Below are 21,596 nucleotides of genomic sequence, written 5' to 3'. Positions count from 1 at the left end.
AAAAATAGTCATAATAAACTTATTTTTACTTCCATTATCCTGGACTGAGATCGCAAAGAACCGATGAAACCAAATTATCGGCGCTGTATTAGCTGCCGGAAAGTAAGCTCAAAAGATCAGTTTTGGCGGATTGTCCGCGTCTTTCCATCGGGAAAGGTACAATTGGATCAGGGCATGGGGCGTTCTGCCTACATTTGTCCAGAAACGAGTTGCTTACAAGCGGCTCAAAAAAAAAATCGACTAGGGCGATCGCTACATGCATCAGTGCCAGAAGCACTGTACCAAAGCTTGTCGCAACGTCTAGCGCGCAGTAATACCCAAAACCAAATTTAGTTGGAACAACTTTGTGACGTAATCATTAGAGGAATTGTGTCAAAAGCCGAAGTCGCGCTTTCATCACACTCTCTGTCGATCGTTAAGGTTAGTGCCAAAATAGTAAATGAGTGTAAAAGGCATTCGGCTCTCCAATAACGAGGGGCGAGGCAACATTCCCAGAACAAAATGTCATCGATTGTGTTGTGGAAGACTCAGAATCAACAAAACAAGAAACTACAAAATGGCAACCTGGTAGCGCTCAGGCGCAGTTCGGCGTCAAGGATTCCTATAAAAATCTTTTATTTAAGAAATTTTTATGGGTATCCCTCAACCATCATTACTGGTGGGGATGCCATTATTAAACCGAAACATCTCTCTTTCCTGATTGGAGGCACCGGCAAAAACTGAACGGCAGTCTAAAAACAGTAATCCAAGGATGGAGATGTCGCACTCCCAGGCAACCATCCGCTAAAACTGTAAATTAAAGGGGAAGAGTGGATGAACAACGGCAAAGTTAGAATTTATGAATTATCAAAGGAATTGAATTTGGATAACAAAGAGCTACTAGCAATTTGCGACCAGCTCGATATTGCGGTCAAAAGTCATAGCAGCACGATTTCAGAATCCGAGGCAGAAAACATCCGAGCGGCAGCAGAAAAGCTTGCAGCCACGAATGTGTCAGCCAAAAAGGAACTAGGTACAACCAGCCATAAACCAAATTCACCACCCAACGGCGGACCTTCGCGACCTGCTGCACCCCACAAACAGCAAATTTTGGAAATACGCAAACCCAAAATATTGAGAAATACTACACCTAACGCCCCAGAGGCGTCACTTGCTAACAATACCCAAGCTGCCTTGTCTGAAGCTAATCCTCCCTCTCCGCCACGGCCTTTCGCTACACCAGTCTCACCCCAAAAACCGGCAGCACCAACTCGACCTGTGCCCCGGACTCAATCTGAGACTCAAGAGCAACCTTCGATCGCTAACTTGGAACAAACGCCTAATCCAAGTCCGGCACCGGAAAAAATAGCATCCCAAAAACCGGAAAAAATAGTTCCACCCAGACCAAAATCGGAAAAACCGATCAAACCACAACTAGTTGCTCCTCCAGCCAGACCTGCGGCAGAAGAAGCCCAGGTGGTAGATGAACCACCAGTATCTCAGGCAGATAAACCGATCCTCAAGCGCGACCAACGGCAACGACCCACAGAAGGCGATCGCGAACAAATTAAGCCGAGAGTCGCTAAACTGCCAACAGACCAGTCTCCACCAAGTGCGCCACAAAGGACAAGTCGTCCCACGCCTGCACCCAGCAGACCAGAGCAGAGAGGTAATAGACCATCTGCACCATCACAACTGGGAGAGGGACAAAGACCCAGACCGGCACGTCCAGGTGAAGCAGTAGCAGCCGCAATGCCGATTGCTACTCCCCCCAGACAGATGTCAGGCATAGCGGGCAAATCTCAAGGATTGGGTGATGAACCAGTCACACCGGATCTCCTCGATTTGAAACGCCCAAGTCCGCCTCGACCGACCAAAGGGGGTAAAAAGTGGGTAGAAGAGGAAATAATTGACGAGGTTAAAGAGAAGGCAAAAGCTGGCGTCAAAGGTAAGCGAATCAAGCCGATACTGGATGATGAGTTTGAAGAAGATTTGCTCGATGATGACGATATAGATTCACCAGCCACAGTCCAAGTCAGCCTTTCTATCGCTCGTCCTCCCAAACCCAAAGCGACTCGACCTGTACAGATACCAGGTGCAACCCTTGCTAGCGCCCCAACTGCAAGAGCCAGAAAGTCTGGTTCCAGGTCTGGTTCCAAGTCTGGTTCTGGGCGCGACAATCACCAAAACCGTCGCCAAGAAGCCGAGACAAAGCGCGATCGCCCCGAAAAAGTGACGATCACAGGGCCGTTGACTGTGCAAGAACTGGCTGACGTATTAGCCGTTCCCGATACAGAGATTGTAAAAATCCTGTTCCTTAAAGGTATGGCGGTGAGTATCACTCAAAATCTGGATATTCCCACAATTACCCTGGTAGGAAAAGAACTAGAAATAGAAGTCGAAACCGCCGAACGAGAAGCAGAAGCTCGGAAAATTACGGAAATGGTCGGTGCAGAAGACCTAGAATATCTCCACCGCCGTCCGCCTGTTGTGACAATCATGGGTCACGTAGACCATGGTAAAACAACCCTGCTCGACTCAATCCGCAAAACCAAAGTGGCTGCGGGCGAAGCTGGCGGGATCACTCAACACATCGGTGCATACCATGTGGATGTCGAACATGAGGGGAAACCACAGCAGATAGTCTTCTTGGATACTCCTGGTCACGAAGCCTTTACAGCTATGCGGGCCAGAGGAGCGCGGGTAACAGATATTGCCGTCTTAGTAGTCGCTGCTGATGATGGTGTCCGTCCCCAAACCATTGAAGCCATTAGCCACGCCCAAGCTGCTGGAGTGCCAATTGTTGTTGCGATTAACAAAATTGACAAAGAAGGGGCACAGCCAGAACGCGTTAAACAAGAACTCACTCAGTATGGTCTGACCTCAGAAGACTGGGGCGGTGAGACAATCATGGTTCCCGTGAGCGCCATCAGAGGTGAAAATCTGGATACGCTCTTAGAGATGATTCTCTTAGTAGCAGAGGTTGCAGAACTATCTGCCAACCCAGATCGTACCGCCAAAGGAACTGTCATTGAAGCACATCTGGATAAAGCTAAAGGAGCAGTTGCTACCCTGCTAATTCAGAATGGTACCCTGCATGTGGGAGATATCTTAGTAGCTGGCTCGGCCTTTGGTAAAGTCCGGGCGATGGTAGATGACAGAGGCAAGAGAGTAGACATTGCTTCTCCTTCCTTTGCTGTCGAGGTACTAGGTTTAAGTGATGTGCCGGCAGCCGGCGACGAGTTTGAGGTCTTCCAAAACGAGAAAGAAGCCAGAGCACTCGCTAGCGATCGCGCGGACAGACAACGCCTATCCCGTTTGTTACAGGGTCGTGTTACTCTTACAACCTTGTCTGCTCAAGCACAAGAAGGCGAGTTGAAAGAACTCAACTTGATCTTGAAGGGAGACGTACAAGGTTCCGTGGAAGCCATTGTAGGAGCGCTCAAGCAAATCCCGCAAAACGAAGTCCAAATTCGGATGCTGTTGGCTACTGCTGGGGAAATCACCGAGACAGATATTGACTTAGCAGCTGCCAGTAACGCTGTAATTATTGGCTTCAATACCACCTTCGCTAGTGGTGCCAGACAAGCTGCCGATGAAGCGGGTGTAGATGTTCGTGAATACAACGTAATCTACAAACTCCTAGAAGATATCCAAGATGCCTTGGAAGGTCTTTTGGAACCAGAGTTGGTGGAAGAACCCTTGGGTCAAACCGAAGTCCGTGCCGTCTTCCCAGTCGGTCGCGGTGCTGTTGCCGGTTGCTATGTTCAATCTGGCAAGCTAGTTCGCAACTGTAAAGTCAGGGTGCGACGCGGCGGTAAGGTGATTTATGAAGGCGTTCTTGACTCCCTAAAACGGATGAAAGAAGATAGCCGTGAAGTCAACGCCGGTTATGAATGCGGTGTCGGCATCGATAAATTCAATGATTGGGTTGATGGTGATATCATCGAAGCCTATCAAATGGTTACGAAGCGCCGCACTCTCACCTTAACGAGATAGTGTTGAGGGTAAAATGGTTAGAAGTTAGGAGTGATAAATTAGGAGTTAGGAGTTAAAGACTGCTAATTCCTAACTCCTAAGTCTTAACTCACAACTTTTTATAATATGCATTCATTTCGCTCTGAACCTATTTTGTGGATTCACGTCGCTGGATTAGCGACGTTGCCTGTTTTTTTAGTACTCTGCTTATTGTTCTTGTCTGTAGGCGAGCCATTCTTACCAGTCTGGATGGAGCTATTCTTAGTTGCCGCTATTGGTGTTCTCCCCCTGCTATGGATGCAGTTGCGTCGCCCTTTTTATATATTTGCTCTTTTAGGAATAGCCCAAAAACCAGAAAATCTGACTGAGCGGCAGCGAAAAATTCTCTGTTTAATTAATACAAAGGTAAATCGTATTCTGGCATTGGTGGCAGCAGCCTTGTCGGTTTGGATACTGTGGTATCTTTACCAAATTGCCCCATTAGTAGCAGATTCAGCTAAATTTCTCCCACAATGGCGCAGTCTTGCACTAGTGCTGGCGGGATTAGCATTTTTGGGTGGCAATCTATTTTTACAAGTACCTGTGAGTGTAATGCGAGTTTTGGTGACTAATGACACAGAATTTGCTGGCATAGAACCATTATCTTTAGAAAAGATTAAGCAAGATTTCACAATTTTAGGAGTGCGAGTTAATCAAATCGTGCCTCGATTATTACAATCCTTGTTTAAGATAAATACAGATTCGTAGCAGCCCGTAAAGTATATTATTTAACTTTAAAGGGCTATAAATAAGTATCAAAAGATGCAGGGGTGCAGAGGAGCAGGGAGAAGAAGGAGTGAGGGAGTGAGGGGACAAGGAGAGAAACAAAACTCCTAACTCTTAACTCCTAACTCAGCACCCAGCACTCCTAACGCCCAATGCCCCATTGCCAATATCCAGTTACCGTTGAAGAATAACGAAGGAATGAGGAACTATGGCTCAAATTCCAGCTTCTAGCGATCGCCAATTTTCTGCCGATACTGAAATTTGGTATAGCCTCAAATGTGCGATCTCCACTAGTTCCGGTTTTCAACGCTGGCAATTAGAACGCGATGCTCAATTAGAGGGAATTCGCTTGGAACATCAGGTACAACGGTATTTAAGAGAAACTTTAGAAACTTTAGCTTACTAAAGACCAAATAAATCTTCTAGGTTTGTTTGCAAACGACGGAGTTGACGGTATGCACCCTGCAAGCGATCGCCATCAACTTCCACTTCATTTGTGGGATAATTCTTAATAATTTCAATCAGCGACACTTGCCCGTCTTGATTCGCAGCAAGTACCAAAGCGGCTCGTAAAGCTTGCCGATTTGCGCTTTGAGACGGTGTAGAAATAACTTGACTAACTTGATCCAAAATAATATTACCAATCTGGCTATTGAGCACTTTATCTAAAAATTCAGCATTTACCTTTATTGGCTGTGTTAAATACTGACGAATGGCTTTGGGGTCTTGTTGCGCCAAAGCTACATTGACTTTTAGTAAACCTGAGAGTTCACCTGTTTCGGCAAAGGTGGATATTTCTTCTACAGAAAGTGATTCACGGAAAATACCATACTTCAGGACTACTCGTTCTGCCGCAAAGGCAGGAGTGGACAAAAACAGAATCCAGATAATGCTTACTAAAACTAAGACGCGACGCAGCCATAAAAAATTAAAATGCATTTCTCTCGATTTCCAATAAGTTTGCTTTTTTTCTGATGATATTCCAGCAGAAGTAGTTGCAGCATCTAGCTTTAGGGAATACTAAAAAATCGCTTCATCCCCATAGTGCCCCTAAGAAAATTTTCTGAATAACACAATATAACTAATGTATAAGTTCTGTAACCTCTCTAAGGAATTTAGCTGAATCAGTGCTAATCATCCAGTATAGTTTTGCATGGGTTTTAGAGCAGCTACAACGCTGTTATCTTTAACCTTGTTCGACATACCGTAATTCAGCACATCACAGACTCAAAAAATGAAATATCGGGGTTTTAACATTACTCTTGCGAAAAATTTTCGCCTTCTTTCCAGCAGTCATCTGAGATACACTTTGCGCGTAGGAGCCGGACTAACGGCAATGCTTGTTGTTTCTAGTGGAGCAATACTACTATCTAATCAGGTTAATGCTGATACCACTCCTCCAGAAAATATCGCCCCAACTCGCACAGCCCAAGCTCCTGCAACTGCCGCAGCGATTTACGTTAATCCAGCAACTGGTGCAGATAGGGCTGGTGCTGGTGCCACCTCGGCAGCACCCTACAAAAGCATAAGTTTCGCTCTCAGTCAAGCCCAAGCAGGTGCAGTTATTCAATTAGCACCTGGTAACTATAACCAAGAAAGTGGTGAAACCTTCCCGCTTTTACTTAAACCAGGGGTGACACTGCGGGGTGATGAAGCTACTAAAGGTCAAGCGATATTGATTACAGGTGGAGGCTTCTACACTAGCCGCACTTTTGCCAGACAAGATATTACCATCCTGGCCGAGCAAGATACCACGATCGCTGGTGTCAGCGTCACCAACCCAAATAGCCGGGGTACGGCTGTGTGGGTGGAGTCAACTAATCCCACTATCAAAAACAATACTTTTACTAACAGTGTCAGAGAAGGTGTTTTTGTCACGGGTACAGGCAATCCCAAAATTGAAAGTAACCTCTTTGTACAAAACAAAGGCAATGGGATTTCAGTTGCTAGAGCTGCTCAAGGAGAAATTCGGAGTAACTTATTTCAGGATACTGGTTTTGGTCTGGCGATCGGTGGCACTTCCACACCTCTAGTTGTAGAAAACCAAATTATCGAAAACCAAGACGGTCTTTTTATCTCAGAGTCAGCGAAGCCCGTATTGCGTAAAAATGTCATTCAAAATAATAAGCGGGATGGAGTAGTAGCAACTGTCAACGCTTCACCCGACCTTGGCACCAACGAAAATCCTGGTGGCAATCTTATCCGCAATAACACTCGTTATGATGTGAACAACGCCACCAAAACCAGTAAAATTGTCGCTGTTGGCAACGATATCGATCAGAAAAAGATTTTTGGCTCAGTAGATTTTGTTGCCGCCAGTGTTGATGTACCGCCTGGAGGGGCTATTGCCTTTAAAGATCTACCAGCAAATTACTGGGCAAAAAGCTACATCGAAGCTTTAGCTTCTCAAAATATTATTGCTGGTTTTCCTGATGGCAGCTTTAAACCCAATGAACCTGTAACCCGCGCTCAATTCGCCACTATTGTCACTAAAGCTTTAACGCCAGCAGTTAAACGCCCAGCAATTAAATTTAAGGATGTAGCAAGCAATTTCTGGGCTTACGCTGCCATTCAATCTGCTTACCAGAGTCAATTTGTTTCTGGTTATCCCGATGGCACTTTTAAGCCACAGCAGCAAATTCCGAGAGTGCAGGCGTTAGTTTCTTTAGCTAATGGTTTGGGCTTAACTGCAAGTAATCAAAATGTCGTTTCCTTTTACACCGATGCTGCTCAGATTCCTAATTATGCGATCGCACCAGTTGCCGCCGCAACTGCACGGCAACTAGTAATCAACTATCCTACAGCCAAGCAACTTAATCCTAATCGTGAAGCGACTAGAGCCGAAGTTGCTGCCTTTGTTTATCAGGCACTTGTCAATGCTGGACGTGCCCAACCAATTCCTTCATCTTATTTGGTAACAGTTCAGTAAATGTCTAGTTAGCAAATTGGAAGCGCCAGACTGATAAATTATCAGTCTGGCGCTTTCAATATAGTGGTTTTTTAATTTTAGGGTTTTTGAATCATAAAATTTGGGGTCTTTAAATATAGCTGACCCCTTTGAATGTGATTGGGTTTATGGTCAGGGTCTTTATATTGGCTGACCCCGTTTCAATGATTTCTATTTTCACAGAAATTTTTGCTTTTTGGGATTTCCTAATAATTTTTTTACTTTTTCTTTCTGGATATTTTAATCTTCATAAAAGCATTAATAAATTTGAAGAAAAGATATATCAAAAGAAAGTAGTCAAAAATTAACTCACTCAGATTTCTCTCTTCAGGAATTAGGATTTTTACCCGAATTGGGGCGTTGTTGCCGACGCTGTTCCCAGCGCCAAAGGAAAACCATTAAAGCAACTATTCCTACTTGGAGAGCTAAATTAGGCAAAGCGCTCTCAACATCGCGTCCGGCAAGCACTTGGAAGAAAAAGACGAATGCACCGAGTGAACCAGAAGCAGCGAAAGCAATGTAAAAAAATTGTCGTAAACCGCGAAAAGGAGCAGCTATTTCTGCTTTCAGGCTGGCATACTGTTCAGGATTAAGACGATTTTTGGAATTTTGATCTACCATGATTAAATCATGTTATACTCTTAGATTGTGTACGCCGATGTGGCTCAGTGGTAGAGCAGCTGATTCGTAATCAGCAGGCCGTGGGTTCAAATCCCATCATCGGCTTTGATGAAAGTATTCCTCAATATTTAGAGTTTGACATAAATCAAGTATTTAGCGATCGCCTTCGTGGATAGAGAGAACTAAAAACTGTTATGAATGCATAAAGCAAGCAATACAGGCAAGGCTAGGAGAATCTAAATAATGCAGGCTGATAGCATTTCATAGCAAAGGTTACTTCAAAAAATTCGCCACCTACCTCCCGAAAAAGTAGACGTAGGTTGGGTGGAGCGCAGCGCAACCCAACATATATCAGGATGTTGGCTTTAGCAAAGCCTCCAACGCCACTTGCTACAACGCGGGAAACCCGTGCAACGCAGTGGCTCCCAACCTACAATTTTTTTGCAACATTTTAGCCTTGCCACGCCACTACAGTACTGATTTAACACCCCTACTCCCATTTTCAAGGCAGGTGGATTATTGCAGCAATGGAGTTGTGCCATTACCGTTAGTTGAGGCATTGGCAATTGCAGCTTGAGTAGGTTGAGTAGTAAGAACCGCTACAAGTGGAGTAACTTTTGAACTAGATTGTTTACTTCGTTTGCGATTAGAGCCGCCAGCCTTAGAATACTCTATACTGTTTCTGCCGTAGACACTTGCAACTCCACTTAGCATTCGTTCAGACATTTCGGAGAGAGCTTTATCCATCTGGGTTACTGTTTTACGCGATTCTTCCAGATTGGACACCAGCGTATTATTCGCTTCTACCATCGCACGGGTAGTATTGATTAAGTGGTTGTAGGCTTCAATAGTTAACCCATGTCCTAAATCCAGATTTTCATCAATAGATTTAAGCAAGGCGAGACGAAGTTGGGCTTTATCAACAGCAGCAGAACCACGAGTTTTTAAAGACATAACACATCCTTTTTTAATAATTCCTTTTTCAAGATAGTGGAGTACCCTTTTGCCTGAGATGGGTAGTTTTGTGGATTTATTTCATTAGAAGTTCAACGAAATAATTACGAGTTTGACTGTGTTTTTACTCATTTTTCATATCGATTTGTTGTTTGAGAATAAGTGCAATCAGCAACAGTAATGACAAAATCTATAAATGCATACGCCGAAATAGCAAATGAGTACGCCGAAATAGCAAATGAGTATCCCGAAATAGCAAATGAGTACGCCAAAATAACAAATGAGTAGTCCGAAATAACAAATGAGTAGTCCGAAATAACAAATGCGTACTCCGAAATAACAAATGCGTTGGCATAGCCCAACCCAGGCATCGCTAAATTAACTTTTGATTATGAAAGTAAAATGAAATTATCCTCCACCGGAGCTACATCATGGTTGTGCCAGAACTTGAACAACAACTCCTTCAGCTTTCACCAGACGATAAATTGTATATTATCCAACTCCTGGCACAAAGCCTGACTACAGACAATAACAACACTCAGCCTGTGCAAACAAGCAAAATATCAGAATTATTCCGTCAATCCCCCGTGGCTGAATTACCCGAAGAATTTGACCTAACTCGATTACTAAAAACCCTCATTGAGTCCCTACAACCAGCAACTCCAATCGAAATAACAGAATATCCCTTGCCTCAATTTTATGGATGTATCCAAGATGAAACCTTCTTCCGTCATCCCCAAGGAAAACAACCAGAACGCGAACCAATCCTGTGAAATTCTTGCTCGATACTAACACCTGCATTATCTATATGCGGGGTAAAAATTCCACTTTAAAACAGAAACTAGAATCCACTGCTACTAAAGATATTGCTGTTTGCTCAATCATCAAAGCTGAACTATTTTATGGTGCAATGAAAAGTGCCAATCTACAACGGAATCTTACTTTACAACAACAATTTTTAGCCCAATTTAGATCGCTACCCTTTGACGATTTAGCAGCAATGACATTTGGAACAATTCGCTCTCAACTAGAAGCATTAGGTACTCCCATTGGCGCGTATGACTTACAAATTGCCGCCATCACCCTGACAAATAACTTAACCCTTGTTACCCATAACACTAGAGAATTCCAACGCATTAAGAAGTTGTTGATTGAGGATTGGGAGATATAGCGATCGCCAAAATAATAACTGCGTTGGCGTAGCCCAACCCAGGCATCGCCAAAATAATAACTGCGTTGACATAGCCCAACCCAGGCATCACCAAAATTACAATTGCATTCTCCAAATCGATAAATGCGTTGGAGTAGCCCAACTCAGGCATCACCAAAATCACAAACGATAAATTGAAACTGCTACGGGGCGATCGCTTAAAATAAAGCAAGTAATGAAAAGTCAATTCATTGAGCTTCAGCAAATGCCTTCCTACTTGGTCAATTTACCTGTTCAACTACAGCAAGAGATAGAGCAATGGGCAATTAGTCAAGGAATTTCCCTCGCTCAATTTATTTTGTGGGCAGTAGCAGAAAAAGTTGCCTCTCTTCGCCATCAACTGAACGACCCCTCCTTTCCCTTGATTAGCTATCGCATTGGAAGCAGTGGCAAAAAAGTTCCCGTTGTTAGTGGTACAGGAATTCGAGTGCAAACTCTAGCGATTGCTACTCATCAGTGGGGCTGGTGTTGCGGGCAAATTGTCCAACAGTATGGTATTACGGAAGCTCAGATCAATGAGGCACTGGGTTTTTACACTGCCCATCGTACCGAGATTGATGAAGCGATCGCTCCTTTTCTCACCTGAAACTGCTACTTGCATCCCTACAAAAGCTTTGCCAATTGCCAATCCCTTCAGGGGAGAATTGTTTTTACATAAGAATAAGCAAGTATTTTTTCATCCACGCTTACTAAAGGAACATCATAGATTCTTGCTGTTGAAACGATAATTCTATCGGCTGGATCTTTATGAAAATTTCCTGGAAGCGAGTAGCAATCAATGGCAATTTGGGGAGTGATTGACAGAAGAACTACCCCCTCTTGTGCCAAAGCAATATTAAACGATTCTTCAATGGGACAGGGAAGAATTAGCCTATTTTAGGTAACAAGTCTGCTAATCTCTAACAAACTTATCGAGCAAACACCTAAACCATGAGGTCTTTCACTATTTATGGACTCATTGTGCCTATCTGTTAATCTAGAATCATTGTGATTCCACCAAACCCAAATATGAGTATCAAGAATAATCAAAAATCATTCACCTCAAAATTCTGATTTATTTCCCAATCATCAGGAGAAATAACGGGTTCATTCGGATCTGCCAAATAAGCATAGGGTTGCATTTCTCTGAGAGGATTAACGGCAAATTTGGTTTGATGTTCAGAAGAAGAGGTAATTTTAGAAACCTTTTCGGCGATAGTTTCTCTCAAGATAGAAGAAGCTAATTCTTCAACGGAAATTTGTTGTAAAGCTGCTGCTTTAATTAGAGATTCTTGAATTTCTTGACTGATGTAAATGTTCGTACCAATCATTTTTTCCTCTGCCTACTTTTTTACATGATACCAAACATCATCAGTGCAGTTACTTTTTAATATCGCATTCTCTTGTTACCTGAAACTGCCATTCAATCGGGTGACAAGGTGCTTCAACCGGAAAATTCTTGGGTAGGGCTACGCCAACGCCTTCATCAACAATTAAGCCATCGCATCTTTTGGAAATCAAGCGATAAGCCTAACGGCATAGCTTCGCTTACCGCAAAATCAGTATATTGTCTGTTCACAAGTAAAAAACACTCATCTACAAAGTTCTTTCATTGTCAGAAACACATCCATTTGTGATGAAATTCTACACTTTTCTGGAATTTAGGGTGTTGGTGTTGAATTCTTCTTATGATCTAGTTGCGTCTCACACCCTTATCCATGAACGAACAGCGTCAGCAAGCTTATCTCAACCTCATTCAACGCCTGTTAAATTGCCGTACTAACGATGAATTCCAAGAAACTTTGGCAGCAAACCAAGAATTAGTAGATATTGGCTTCTTGCAGACAATAAAAGCAGTAGCACAGTGGTTTTCACAGCAAGCGGATGAGACGACAGCAAATTGGTTGCAAAGCTTGGCAATGCAACTAGGGAAAGCGTTGAATCTAGATAATAAAGCAGATTTACAATCTCTCAGTGAGGAGGAGATACAGACATATTACCAATTCTTGATGGAGGTGCTACAAGCAACCGTAAACAGTAAAGGTAATTCTCAGGTAATTTACTCCTTGCTGGCCAAGAATACAGACAAACTCGACGGAGCATTTGCAGAACTATTGCGCCGTTGGGCAACAAATACCCTAGCCGAAGCGGAAACAGATACAGCAACATTCATCGCCGCAGACATTAGTAATTTTAGCAATCTGATTCAGCAATTTCCTTTGGGTAGCAAAGCCAACAACATCGAAATTGCTATTACTGGTTATGGAATCGCGCTAACTGTATATAAACGCAGTGCCTTTCCTGTAGATTGGGCTGGAACGCAAAATAATCTGGGGAATGCTTACCGTAAAAGAATATTAGGAGAAACAGCGGAGAATCTGGAAAAAGCGATCGCTGCATATGAATTGGCCTTGGAAGTCAGAACCCGCAGTGCTTTTCCTGTTGATTGGGCAATGACACAAATTAATCTGGGGAATGCTTATTTATACAGAATATTAGGAGAAAAAGCGGAGAATCTGGAAAAGGCGATCGCTGCATATGAATTGTCTCTGGAAGTCAGAACCCGCAGTGCCTTTCCTGTTGATTGGGCAATGACGCAAAATAATCTGGGAAATGTTTACTCTGAGAGAATATTAGGGAACAGAGCGGAGAATCTGGAAAAGGCGATCGCTGCATATGAATTGGCTCTGGAAGTCAGAACCCGTAGTGCTTTTCCTGTACAATGGGCAATGACGCAAACTAATCTGGGGAATGCTTACGTTAACAGAATATTAGGAGAAAAAGCGGAGAATCTGGAAAAAGCGATCGCCGCATACGGATTGGCTCTGGAAGTCAGAACCCGCAGTGCCTTTCCTGTAGATTGGGCAATGACGCAAAATAATCTGGGGAATGCTTGCCTTAGTAGAATATTAGGAGAAAAAGCGGAGAATCTGGAAAAAGCGATCGCTTGTTATACTGCTGCTTTAACTGTCTACACCAGAGAAGCTTTGCCTGTTGATTGGGCAATGACGCAACATAATCTCGCAAATGCCTACAGCAATAGAATTAAAGGAGACAGGACAGATAACATCGAAAAAGCGATCGCTTGTTATGCTGCTGCTTTAACTGTCAGAACCAGAGAAGCTTTGCCTGTTGATTGGGCAATGACGCAACATAATCTCGCAAATACTTACACGGAGAGAATTAAAGGAGACAAGGCAGATAACATTGAACAGGCGATCGCGGCTGCTACTGCTGCTTTAACTGTCAGAACCAGAGAAACTTTGCCTCAAGATTGGGCAGCAACACAAAATAATTTGGCTGCTGCCTATAGGGAAAGAATTAAAGGAGACAAGGCAGATAACATCGAACAGGCGATCGCTGCTTATACTGCTGCTTTAACTGTCAGAACCAGAGAAACTTTGCCTCAAGATTGGGCAGCAACGCAAAACAATCTCGCTGCTGCCTACTTTAAGAGAATTAAAGGAGACAAGACAGAGAACATCGAAAATGCGATCGCTGCTTATACTGCTGCTTTAACTGTCTACACCAGAGAAGCTTTGCCTAAAGATGGGGCAGAGATTTTATTCAACCTGGGAATTACTTATCAAGACGCAGCTCAGTTTACCTTAGCGTACAATACTTTTGAGTCTGCCATTGCCACTATAGAATCTTTACGGGAAGAAATAGTATCTGGGGAGGAAAGCAAACGTAAGCAAGCTGAACGCTTTAACAAAGTTTATAGCAAAATGGTAGAAGTTTGCTTGCAATTAAATAAGATTACCGAAGCAATTGAATATGTTGAACGTAGTAAAACCCGCAATTTAGTTGAACAGATCCTCGAACGTGACTCTAAAACCATTTTCCCTTCAGAAGTATTCACTCAATTAGAAGAATACAGAGATGAAATAGCCGTAGGACAATATAAAATCCAAAATGGCAAAGCTGAAAACCCAAAAGTCCTTGCACAACATCTTCAACAATTGCGACAGCAGCGTAATGAATTACAAAACCAATACTTACCTGTTGGTTATGGTTTCAAATTTGAATCATTCCAGAATACTTTGGATGAGCGTACAGCCATTATTGAGTGGTATATTCTCGACGACAAAATTCTGGTTTTTATTGTCACAAAAACAAGAGAGGTAACAGTTTGGAAATCTCAATCAGAAGATTTAAAAGCTTTGATTAATTGGGTAAATAAATATTTACAAAACTACTATAATCAAAAACGCCAATGGCTTAATAGCTTAGGAGAATCACTAAAAGAATTAGCCTCAATTCTGCACGTAGATGAAATATTAAACCAGATACCAAAGCACTGCAATAGACTCATCCTAATTCCCCATCAAATCCTGCATTTATTCCCCCTTCATGCAATTCCTGTAAACCAAAATCCTGAAAATTCGTCTTGTCTTCTGGATTTATTTGCTAGTGGTGTCAGCTATGCACCCAGTTGTCAACTACTGCAACAAGTACAACAGCGCAAACGTCCTGATTTTCAATCTCTATTTGCGATTCAAAACCCCACAGGCGATTTAAACTATACAGATTTAGAAGTACAAGTTATTCAAAGCTACTTTAATACTTACAACGTCCTGAAAAAAACAGCAGCAACACTCACAGCAATTAATAATTCCGACTTAAATACTTATCACTGCGCCCACTTTAGCTGTCACGGGTATTTTAACTTAATGAATCCCGGTAAATCAGCCTTAATTTTGGCAAATGCACCCATCACAGACACACCAACAAAACCTGACTCCGAACGTTATCTGAATCTACGAGCAGGGGAAACCCACGATTTAGACAAATGTCTTATCCTAGATAAAATCTTCAGTCTCAAATTAGAAAAATGTCGCCTCGTCACCCTTTCCGCCTGCGAAACTGGATTGATTGATTTTCAAAATACCAGTGATGAATATATTGGTTTACCTAGCGGTTTTCTATTAGCTGGAAGTAAAGCTGTAGTCAGTAGTTTGTGGACTGTCAGCGATTTATCTACAGCGTTTTTGATGATGAAATTTTATGAAAACCTACAAATAATAAATAGTGTCTCATTAGCACTCAATCAAGCACAGCAGTGGTTACGAAATTTAACAACAGAAGAATTTGAAGCACTATTAGTTAAATATCAGCCACAAATTGAAGAAATTTTTGCTCAACTTGAAGAAGATGACCAAATACTTGCTGAGGAACATTTATTGCAAACTAGGCATCGTCAGCCATATCCTTTTAAAAATCCTTTCTATTGGGCAGCTTTCACCGCCACAGGAGTTTAAGATTCAGAATCGGTAACTTGGCAAAATTTTTTCACCCCAATTTTAAACGCATAAATGGCAACTACACTTGCTAACCCTGGAGGAATAGCAGCACTCATTGCCAAGGGTTCTATAACAAGAGGTATTATCCCTGCTGCCAATTCGTCTCTAAACTCTTGTTGGCAGATTATCTTGCGGGATTTTTCTAACAACTCGTCCAAAATATTTGATTTTCTGGATGGTTCATAACCAGCCCTAATTGCTAATATTTTAGCTGCTGTCTCCAAATTTCCATTGCGCTGCTCAATTAGATCAATAACAGCACGGACTTCTGGATTATACTCGAATTGGCTGCGAAACTGACTAATTTCCTCTGGTGTAACGGTAATCATTTAAATAAAGACACTAAGCATTCAGTGATTATACATCTAACGTCTAATCTAAAGATGTGGCGATGTCTATGACAAGCTCGCCTACGCGCTTACACGACATCAACAGTAGGAATAGTCTTGCTGTGCGATGTCTACGACGGGCTACGCCTACGCACATTTTCGACAACCAGAAAAATTCACGCTATTTTAGGTTGATATGCGATCGCTCCTTCAAATCAAAACCTCGAATTATTCCTCAAACTCCGTTTCGCAGAAAGCTTTTAACAAATCGATACAATTAGCGATCGCTCCTAAATGAGCAATTTCATAACCGTGGGTATTTTGTGTCGGAAACGCCAAACACGCAGCACGCCCAACATGACCAAATTTCATCGCAATTGAAGCATCACTGCCAAATCCACTCAGAGTTGTAAATTGTATCGGCATATCGAGTTGCTTGGCACTATGGCGTAATTGGCCATTTAGTCCCTCATCATATATTCCATAGGCATCTTGAGATAAAAGTACAGGACTTTTACCATCTTTAACAGGATATTCCTCAGATAAGGGACAAATTTCTAAAGCAATCAAGGCATCCAAACGCTGGTTTTGAGTGAAAAATAGTGCCCCAATTGCTCCCACTTCTTCTTTAGCTGAGGCTACTAAATAAACATCGACTACTGGCTGTTTGAGATTTTCAGCCAAAGCTAGCAGAATTGCAACAGAGGCTTTGTTATCCAGAGTGTAACCAGCAATATGATCCTTTAACCGAATTGGACGCTTCCGATGCTTGCCGATCACCATTCTAGTTCCAGGTCGAATGCCAGCTGTTTCTAATTCAGCAGATGTCAGCTTCGTTTCAATCCAGGCATTTTCCCACTTAACAGTAGTATCTTCCTGCTGCACTTTTTGGGGCGATTCGTGAGAAACATGGCGGGAACCAAAGCTGAGAATACCGCTAATGGTTTCGTTATCTCCGATTAAATCGACAACTCCTTCACCGTAAACCCACGGGAAAGAACCGCCGAGTTTGCGGACTTCAACACGACCTGCATCACCAAGACTCTTGACAATTGCACCAATTTCGTCTTTATGTGCTGTGATGGCAATCGCTCCGTCTGGATTTTTCCCTGGAATTTTTGCAATAATATTATCGGCGCGATCGCACCAAACTTCTACATCCAGCGCCGCAAATCGTTGCATTAACAACTGATTAATCTCAGCTTCTGCACCACTAGGGGAATGGTGCATGACTAATTCTTCAATAATTTCAAATAAGCGATCGTAATCCCACATCAATACAGTTAGTTTAGTTTTCGACTGTTATATGAGACAATTGTGCATCAATAACCCGATCTGCTGACCTTTTTTGTTGACGCTTCAGCACTCCTACCGCACCAAAAGCACCAAGGGCTAAAATACCCAAGTCGATCGCAGGTTCAGGAACAGACTTAGCATCAATCGCCGCCAGTGCAGCGTCTGCTACTAACTTATGAGCACCTGTTGTTGGATGTACAGAGTCAAAGAACAAATAATCGTTTGGTTGAGAACATACACTGATGATTGTCTGGAAATTCCCTACTACACAAGGGTTAGTCACATCTTTAAACCCAAACTTCCCTGGATTTGCTTGTACTTGATTAAATAAAGAAAACACATCTACAGAGATCAGATTCAAGTCAGAGTTTTTAGTAAATTTGTCTAGTTCGTCTTTTAATCTCGTGTTATGGTCATTTGTTAAGGCAGTCAAGTTGCTAGATAGACCTGTAGCGGATGCAAAAGGAATCTTGCCTAAATCAGGTAAGTTAAAGACTAAAATATTTTTTGCACCGGATGAGGCAAGTAACCCTACTGCATTTGATAAATTCTGGACTGTTTGAGTTGCATTGGTAGCTTGACCAAACACATAATCATTTGCACCTCCCCATACAGCATAAAGGGCATTTGGATCGAGCTTCTGATTGGCTTGTACAATAGGTTGCGTCAACAAGGCGACTTGCTCTAATACTCCCGGTAACGGCGCACTAGGAACAACAGCATTACCCTGACCAGAACTAGCACCACCCACAGCAAAGTTAATACCTTGATTGGGAATAGTAGGATTTAAAGTAATGTATGGAGAGGGTTTTAATCCTAGCCGATCTCCGAGGTAGTCTACCCACACTCGGTCGTTGGAAAAACGCCCTTGAAAGTAAGGCGGATCTTGGGGAATGGCTGTTGTTGGAGAGACTAAACCACTAGTAGCAGCGAAAACATTGCCAGTATCAGAAAGGCTGTCGCCAAATACATAAAATTTGTCAAAACTCGCAGCACTTACTCTGAGCGGCAACATGAAAGATAAGAAAACAAATCCTGCTGCTACAGCTTGTTTTTTCATATTTGTTTTACCTGCATTATTTTTTAGTTTGTTTAAAAGCAATCAAAAGGCGAAAGTCTGACAACTTGTCTTTACTAAGTACGTCTATTAAGTTAATTTACGTTATTTTACTTAACTATGCCTCAAAATTTCATGAAACACGGGTAAAAACGCTGAAAATACTTAGATTTACATTTTCTTGATGAAAAACAGGTCTATCACAAAAAAATGGTCAAATTTATATGTTATTGCGTGGGCATTACACACTTTTATGCTTGCGATCGACTAACTGCGACACAATGGTGCAACCCTTCCTCTTCATAGCTTTAACTTTGCTTTAATTTCAAAGCCTCAGTAGCCGATACACCCTCACCTTGACTGCCGAAATACCACAAAGCCGTAGCAGCCTCAGCACGAGTTACCGGTTTTTTGGGTTGAAACAGAGTCGTATAACCAAACACCCGGCGAATATTCGATTGTTCGCCATTCTGATAATCAGCTAACACTGCTCTTAAAGCCTTCGGGTCAATTTTCGCTACGTCTTGGAAACCCCAGGTTTGTTTAACCGCATCTAAGTTAGCAGAGGGTAAAGCTTGGCGAGTATCTAAGGGTAATTTCCACAGCAGCAACTGTTCTCGCGTTAGGGGTGCATCAGGACGAAATAAAACTACTGTAGAATCTCCAGACAAAGGACTAGGAATTAAGCCAGCTTCAGCTAATCCCTGAATTGCAGGAAAATCAGGGTCTTTTGCTGACACATCACTAAAAGCTGGTTGAGTACTTTCTGATGCCAAACGAATTTGTTTAGCTGGATTGTTGGTATATACAGCATTGTTAGCAGCAATTAGCCAACGGGCATATTCTCGATGTGTAACGATTTTACTGGGTTCAAACTGATTAGTTGTGGTAGTAGAGTTGCTCTTAGTTGTTTTTGTTTCTATAGATAAAACACCTAATGCAGCCAAGTCCTGGATATGTTGCTGCCATTCTTGTGGTGCCTTATTCAGATCGTTGAATACCTGAGATTTAGAGTTAGCTGTAGGGATTGTTTGGTTATTAGCTGTGCTTGGTGGCTGTGCTGCCAAGTTTGTCGGTGGGATTGGGCCAATGAACTGTGAATTTCCCGGTTGAGGAACGGCGTTAGCAGTTTCGTTAGGATTTGTAGTTGAAGTAGGTTGTGCTGTTGCAGTACTATTCGGTACGTAATCAATTAGTAATTCAGTGGCTGTTTGGGGTTGATTAGGTGTCGCGTTAGTAACTGATTTAGGCTGAATGGAAACCTTCAACAGCAAATCGTTGCGACGTGCCTCAAAAGTGTTTCCTGTATCATCTGTCGGCTGTTGTAAAATCTGCCAGTTATTTGTTTGAAACTGGCTGCGATAAAAACTAGCAATAACATTACTGGGGTCAGAACTTAACCAACGAGTTGAGATTTTGTTTTCTGAGCCGCTAGCAGGTGTAACTTCCTGTAGCTTGGCATTGGAATATAGTGGGATATCTTTAGGAAAATCAGCTGGTAACTGAACAGTTGATTGGTTTTGCTGTGCTTGCGGTTGGTTACTCTGAGATTCTCCAAAGACAACTGGATTGCTTTGCAGTTTCGGATCTGCCGCCAAAGATTCCTCAAGGTTTTTGGCGACTGGACTATTAGCACAGGCTGTTAACGAAGTGAGTATAACAGCCCAAATTAGAAATACAGCTGGACGTTTACAGGGAAGCACAGGAAATCACAAATTGAGTTTCAATTCCTACCCTAGCGCAGACTGTCCATTAAATGGGAATGAGGCATGGGACATGGTTATTCTCCTTTATTCCCCTGCTCTCCTCTGACTCTCTATATCACTAAAAGACACTACCGACTTACTACGTCTTCTTCCTAAATGTCTATTTTGGTGATGATGTCTCTAAAAATGAGTAAACGGTAGCAAAAGCTACCGTATTGTCTTCGTTTTACAGCCATTAGGTTTTGATAATTCCTATGCTTATTTATAGAGTTCCCTAAAATTCTGGAAAACTAACATTTTTGGGAAAAAATATAAATAAACCTGAAATCATTGCTAGATAAGAGTTTTATAATTTCAGAGTTCTTAGTCAGGACTTTAGTATTTAGATGAGAGTCACCAACTACAAACTGAGCGATACTAGATTGTGAACCAATCTTTTAGAGAGTTATCTAAATATCCAAGTTGTAGAGCAGATAACTGCTCAAAAAACAGTTTAGCTAGCAAAAGCTTGAATCTACTTCCAGATGCACTAGTTGTAACGCGATGCCTACGCCAAGCAACTGAAGTGATAGACTTAGAATAAAGTTCCCTTTAGCCTCACCCAAAGAGGGGAATAGAGCGAGTTCACTAACACTGGCTGACAATTGATTCTGAAAATTATTCATCTGACGATGATAATGTGAGTCAAGCAATAGCTGAAAAATGCCAGTGTTAAACAATTCCAGTAACTTAGCGTAAGTTCGTTATTCTTGACGATTGGGATAATAGGTAGAGCAGTCAAGTGTCGCAGCAGTTTCCTTAGTATCTCTAAATTGATTTTCTGGAGAAAGTGCTACTTGTGCTGTAGTCAAGAAATTCTTGACAGCCTCGAAAGCAGTGAGTGCTTTCTCTAAAAGTGCGTAGTTTACCGCCGTAGGCATCGCCTCTATGTTATCCAAAACTTTCCCTCAATCAACTCATCCCCTGTTATTCTTGGATAGGGCTGTGCTTCTTTTAGGAAAGCTGGAAGGTGCGCTTCGCAAGTTATAGAAATAGTACATAGTTGGCTTTGGCTGTTTTTCCCAATCCTAGTTAATGATTGGCTTGAGGCGAAAAAGACACTTCATCAAATGCACTGGCGGTTGAAAAAACCTCTACAAACTTGGTCTGAACAGTTAACACCTTCCTGATAGATTAGATACAATTAGCATCTGTGTTTTCTAAGGCGTAGGCGTAGCCCGTCGTAGACATTGCTTGCTCAAAGCGAGTATTCAAATTGACATGGTGCTAAACTAGCCGATTTGACATAGTATTAAACCTTTCATCTGCTGGCTCTGGCGAAAATTTTTGATTAATACCAATTTTTTATAAAGCTGCATAGAATTCGATCCCCCCTAGCCCACGCCAGTCGCTCATGGGGGAAACCCCCAAGACCGCGCTGGCTCCCCTTATAAAGGGGGGAACCAGAAAAACATATCAAAGTCCCCCAATTT

At 42.4% G+C, this 21,596-nt stretch carries 21 protein-coding genes and 1 tRNA gene; 10 read left to right on the top strand and 12 right to left on the bottom strand.

Annotated elements, in window-relative coordinates; translation table 11 throughout:
* Positions 1-63 precede the first annotated feature (63 nt).
* From RMY32_RS32100 to RMY32_RS32085, 4 genes are all read left to right on the top strand, one after another.
* Complete coding sequence (locus RMY32_RS32100) at positions 64-333, top strand: YlxR family protein (RefSeq protein WP_322669753.1); 270 nt, start codon at positions 64-66, stop codon at positions 331-333.
* Positions 334-813: 480 nt separating this feature from the next.
* Complete coding sequence (infB, locus tag RMY32_RS32095) at positions 814-3,978, top strand: translation initiation factor IF-2 (protein ID WP_322714257.1); 3,165 nt, start codon at positions 814-816, stop codon at positions 3,976-3,978.
* A gap of 105 nt (positions 3,979-4,083) precedes the next feature.
* Positions 4,084-4,704 (top strand): low-complexity tail membrane protein, encoded by a 621-nt coding sequence (locus RMY32_RS32090; protein WP_322714256.1) that lies wholly within the window; start codon positions 4,084-4,086, stop codon positions 4,702-4,704.
* Positions 4,705-4,930: 226 nt separating this feature from the next.
* Complete coding sequence (locus RMY32_RS32085) at positions 4,931-5,128, top strand: hypothetical protein (RefSeq protein ID WP_322660560.1); 198 nt, start codon at positions 4,931-4,933, stop codon at positions 5,126-5,128.
* Here RMY32_RS32085 and RMY32_RS32080 read toward each other — a convergent pair.
* A complete protein-coding gene (locus RMY32_RS32080) occupies positions 5,125-5,661 on the bottom strand; it encodes an alpha/beta hydrolase (protein ID WP_322714255.1) in 537 nt (178 codons plus the stop codon). The genes RMY32_RS32085 and RMY32_RS32080 overlap by 4 nt on opposite strands.
* A 295-nt stretch (positions 5,662-5,956) precedes the next feature.
* Here RMY32_RS32080 and RMY32_RS32075 point away from each other — a divergent pair, with 295 nt between their 5' ends.
* On the top strand, positions 5,957-7,651 hold the full coding sequence (locus tag RMY32_RS32075; RefSeq protein ID WP_322714254.1) for a DUF1565 domain-containing protein: 1,695 nt from the start codon (positions 5,957-5,959) through the stop codon (positions 7,649-7,651).
* 345 nt (positions 7,652-7,996) lie between these two features.
* Here the strand turns inward: RMY32_RS32075 and RMY32_RS32070 are convergent, their stop codons facing one another.
* On the bottom strand, positions 7,997-8,290 hold the full coding sequence (locus RMY32_RS32070) for a DUF3493 domain-containing protein (RefSeq protein WP_322714253.1): 294 nt from the start codon (positions 8,288-8,290) through the stop codon (positions 7,997-7,999).
* 33 nt (positions 8,291-8,323) lie between these two features.
* Between RMY32_RS32070 and RMY32_RS32065 the strand changes: the two genes are divergently transcribed.
* Positions 8,324-8,395, top strand: a tRNA-Thr gene (locus RMY32_RS32065).
* Positions 8,396-8,806: 411 nt separating this feature from the next.
* Here the strand turns inward: RMY32_RS32065 and RMY32_RS32060 are convergent.
* Entirely contained in the window at positions 8,807-9,244 is a 438-nt protein-coding gene (locus RMY32_RS32060; RefSeq protein WP_322714252.1) for a hypothetical protein, read from the bottom strand.
* Between the two features lie 431 nt (positions 9,245-9,675).
* Between RMY32_RS32060 and RMY32_RS32055 the strand changes: the two genes are divergently transcribed.
* Positions 9,676-10,017 (top strand): hypothetical protein, encoded by a 342-nt coding sequence (locus RMY32_RS32055; protein WP_322714251.1) that lies wholly within the window; start codon positions 9,676-9,678, stop codon positions 10,015-10,017.
* A complete protein-coding gene (locus RMY32_RS32050) occupies positions 10,014-10,415 on the top strand; it encodes a type II toxin-antitoxin system tRNA(fMet)-specific endonuclease VapC (protein ID WP_322714250.1) in 402 nt (133 codons plus the stop codon). Before RMY32_RS32055 ends, RMY32_RS32050 begins: the two co-directional genes overlap by 4 nt.
* Here RMY32_RS32050 and RMY32_RS32045 read toward each other — a convergent pair.
* Positions 10,381-10,641, bottom strand: coding sequence for a hypothetical protein (locus tag RMY32_RS32045; RefSeq protein ID WP_322714249.1), 261 nt, complete (start codon positions 10,639-10,641; stop codon positions 10,381-10,383). The genes RMY32_RS32050 and RMY32_RS32045 overlap by 35 nt on opposite strands.
* On the opposite strand from RMY32_RS32045, the gene RMY32_RS32040 reads away from it, so the two are divergent.
* Positions 10,630-11,040 (top strand): DUF433 domain-containing protein, encoded by a 411-nt coding sequence (locus RMY32_RS32040; RefSeq protein ID WP_322714248.1) that lies wholly within the window; start codon positions 10,630-10,632, stop codon positions 11,038-11,040. The two genes, RMY32_RS32045 and RMY32_RS32040, sit on opposite strands and share 12 nt — an antisense overlap.
* A 47-nt stretch (positions 11,041-11,087) precedes the next feature.
* On the opposite strand, the gene RMY32_RS32035 is transcribed toward RMY32_RS32040, so the two are convergent.
* From RMY32_RS32035 to RMY32_RS32025, 3 genes are all read right to left on the bottom strand, one after another.
* A complete protein-coding gene (locus RMY32_RS32035) occupies positions 11,088-11,288 on the bottom strand; it encodes a PIN domain-containing protein (protein WP_409884523.1) in 201 nt (66 codons plus the stop codon).
* A 191-nt stretch (positions 11,289-11,479) separates the two neighbouring features.
* Positions 11,480-11,764 (bottom strand): hypothetical protein, encoded by a 285-nt coding sequence (locus RMY32_RS32030; protein ID WP_322714247.1) that lies wholly within the window; start codon positions 11,762-11,764, stop codon positions 11,480-11,482.
* Between the two features lie 49 nt (positions 11,765-11,813).
* Entirely contained in the window at positions 11,814-11,954 is a 141-nt protein-coding gene (locus tag RMY32_RS32025) for a hypothetical protein (RefSeq protein ID WP_322714246.1), read from the bottom strand.
* Positions 11,955-12,151: 197 nt separating this feature from the next.
* Between RMY32_RS32025 and RMY32_RS32020 the strand changes: the two genes are divergently transcribed.
* Positions 12,152-15,694: a CHAT domain-containing tetratricopeptide repeat protein gene (locus RMY32_RS32020; RefSeq protein ID WP_322714245.1), complete on the top strand. Its 3,543-nt coding sequence runs from the start codon at positions 12,152-12,154 to the stop codon at positions 15,692-15,694.
* On the opposite strand, the gene RMY32_RS32015 is transcribed toward RMY32_RS32020, so the two are convergent.
* From RMY32_RS32015 to RMY32_RS31995, 5 genes are all read right to left on the bottom strand, one after another.
* Positions 15,691-16,065: a hypothetical protein gene (locus RMY32_RS32015; protein ID WP_322714244.1), complete on the bottom strand. Its 375-nt coding sequence runs from the start codon at positions 16,063-16,065 to the stop codon at positions 15,691-15,693. The two genes, RMY32_RS32020 and RMY32_RS32015, sit on opposite strands and share 4 nt — an antisense overlap.
* Before the next feature lie 228 nt (positions 16,066-16,293).
* Positions 16,294-17,340, bottom strand: coding sequence for a M42 family peptidase (locus tag RMY32_RS32010; RefSeq protein ID WP_322714243.1), 1,047 nt, complete (start codon positions 17,338-17,340; stop codon positions 16,294-16,296).
* 13 nt (positions 17,341-17,353) lie between these two features.
* Positions 17,354-18,421 carry an SGNH/GDSL hydrolase family protein gene (locus tag RMY32_RS32005; protein WP_322714242.1) on the bottom strand — a complete coding sequence of 356 codons (1,068 nt, stop codon included), beginning with the start codon at positions 18,419-18,421 and terminating at the stop codon, positions 17,354-17,356.
* Positions 18,422-18,726: 305 nt separating this feature from the next.
* A complete protein-coding gene (locus RMY32_RS32000) occupies positions 18,727-20,121 on the bottom strand; it encodes an S-layer homology domain-containing protein (protein WP_322714241.1) in 1,395 nt (464 codons plus the stop codon).
* A 746-nt stretch (positions 20,122-20,867) separates the two neighbouring features.
* Positions 20,868-21,062, bottom strand: coding sequence for a hypothetical protein (locus RMY32_RS31995; RefSeq protein ID WP_322714240.1), 195 nt, complete (start codon positions 21,060-21,062; stop codon positions 20,868-20,870).
* Positions 21,063-21,596 lie beyond the last annotated feature (534 nt).

Origin of the sequence: Nostoc sp. ChiSLP03a (assembly GCF_034531215.2) — a bacterium.
In the GTDB taxonomy this organism is placed as follows: domain Bacteria; phylum Cyanobacteriota; class Cyanobacteriia; order Cyanobacteriales; family Nostocaceae; genus Nostoc.
This window is presented reverse-complemented; position numbering and strand designations above follow the sequence as displayed.

Bases quoted from the DNA above. Each gene is read 5' to 3' on its own strand.
- RMY32_RS32100 (WP_322669753.1), top strand. From the start codon at position 64: ATGAAACCAAATTATCGGCGCTGTATTAGCTGCCGGAAAGTAAGCTCA.
- infB (WP_322714257.1), top strand. From the start codon at position 814: ATGAACAACGGCAAAGTTAGAATTTATGAATTATCAAAGGAATTGAAT.
- RMY32_RS32090 (WP_322714256.1), top strand. From the start codon at position 4,084: ATGCATTCATTTCGCTCTGAACCTATTTTGTGGATTCACGTCGCTGGA.
- RMY32_RS32085 (WP_322660560.1), top strand. From the start codon at position 4,931: ATGGCTCAAATTCCAGCTTCTAGCGATCGCCAATTTTCTGCCGATACT.
- RMY32_RS32080 (WP_322714255.1), bottom strand. From the start codon at position 5,661: ATGCATTTTAATTTTTTATGGCTGCGTCGCGTCTTAGTTTTAGTAAGC.
- RMY32_RS32075 (WP_322714254.1), top strand. From the start codon at position 5,957: ATGAAATATCGGGGTTTTAACATTACTCTTGCGAAAAATTTTCGCCTT.
- RMY32_RS32070 (WP_322714253.1), bottom strand. From the start codon at position 8,290: ATGGTAGATCAAAATTCCAAAAATCGTCTTAATCCTGAACAGTATGCC.
- RMY32_RS32060 (WP_322714252.1), bottom strand. From the start codon at position 9,244: ATGTCTTTAAAAACTCGTGGTTCTGCTGCTGTTGATAAAGCCCAACTT.
- RMY32_RS32055 (WP_322714251.1), top strand. From the start codon at position 9,676: ATGGTTGTGCCAGAACTTGAACAACAACTCCTTCAGCTTTCACCAGAC.
- RMY32_RS32040 (WP_322714248.1), top strand. From the start codon at position 10,630: ATGAAAAGTCAATTCATTGAGCTTCAGCAAATGCCTTCCTACTTGGTC.
- RMY32_RS32030 (WP_322714247.1), bottom strand. From the start codon at position 11,764: ATGATTGGTACGAACATTTACATCAGTCAAGAAATTCAAGAATCTCTA.
- RMY32_RS32020 (WP_322714245.1), top strand. From the start codon at position 12,152: ATGAACGAACAGCGTCAGCAAGCTTATCTCAACCTCATTCAACGCCTG.
- RMY32_RS32015 (WP_322714244.1), bottom strand. From the start codon at position 16,065: ATGATTACCGTTACACCAGAGGAAATTAGTCAGTTTCGCAGCCAATTC.
- RMY32_RS32010 (WP_322714243.1), bottom strand. From the start codon at position 17,340: ATGTGGGATTACGATCGCTTATTTGAAATTATTGAAGAATTAGTCATG.
- RMY32_RS32005 (WP_322714242.1), bottom strand. From the start codon at position 18,421: ATGAAAAAACAAGCTGTAGCAGCAGGATTTGTTTTCTTATCTTTCATG.